Origin of the sequence: Bartonella sp. AP58NXGY (assembly GCF_042195785.1) — a bacterium.
In the GTDB taxonomy this organism is placed as follows: Bacteria; Pseudomonadota; Alphaproteobacteria; order Rhizobiales; family Rhizobiaceae; genus Bartonella.
Window position 1 is genome coordinate 1 of the sequence record NZ_JBHIOY010000432.1, and the last position, 543, is coordinate 543.

General features: G+C 30.6%; 2 protein-coding genes. One reads left to right on the top strand and one right to left on the bottom strand.

What is annotated here, in order from left to right; translation table 11 throughout:
- Nucleotides 1-8: 8 nt before the first annotated feature.
- Nucleotides 9-167, bottom strand: coding sequence for a hypothetical protein (locus ACFINC_RS11840; RefSeq protein WP_375617318.1), 159 nt, complete (start codon nucleotides 165-167; stop codon nucleotides 9-11).
- A 238-nt stretch (nucleotides 168-405) separates the two neighbouring features.
- Here ACFINC_RS11840 and ACFINC_RS11845 point away from each other — a divergent pair.
- On the top strand, nucleotides 406-543 hold a 138-nt coding region (locus ACFINC_RS11845), incomplete at its 3' end, for a single-stranded DNA-binding protein (RefSeq protein ID WP_375617319.1).

A 543-nucleotide genomic window follows, 5' to 3' on the forward strand; every position in this document is an offset into this window, starting at 1 on the left:
GCGTTAATTCACCAGATTTTATAACTGTTGTATTTTATAACTGTTGTTTTGTCTCCAAAAATTACCCAATAATGTAACCCTTTGACCTGCATCAGAATCTTCACTGTAGTGAATATTTTTTTTCTGGCTTCTTTGCGTAACTCTCTAAGCAGCGCTTCTCGTTTCATTTAGCCTCCCCTTAATTTCATAAAACCAATATCGCACAAAAAAGTTCGATTGTCAATAATAAATCGAACAAAAAAAGCCTTGCCTTTTTATAACACAGCTATTTAGTGAGTTTATCAAATAAATTATAATGCAATACTTTAAAAAAATGTTATTAATTAACTGAAATAATTGAAAAAATAATAAAATTATGCTAGGATTTTGTACGTATTTAAATACAAATTTAAGGTAAGAAAAAACATGCTAAACAAAGTGACATTAATCGGACGCCTTGGTGCTAACCCTGAAAGCAAAACCATGACTTCTGGAGCTGAAATAGTCAATTTTCGTATGGCAACTTCTGAAAGCTATACTGATAAAAAGACCCATCAAAAAGTA

Coding starts and splice junctions, on each gene's coding strand:
- ACFINC_RS11840 (WP_375617318.1), bottom strand. CDS start 167: ATGAAACGAGAAGCGCTGCTTAGAGAGTTACGCAAAGAAGCCAGAAAA.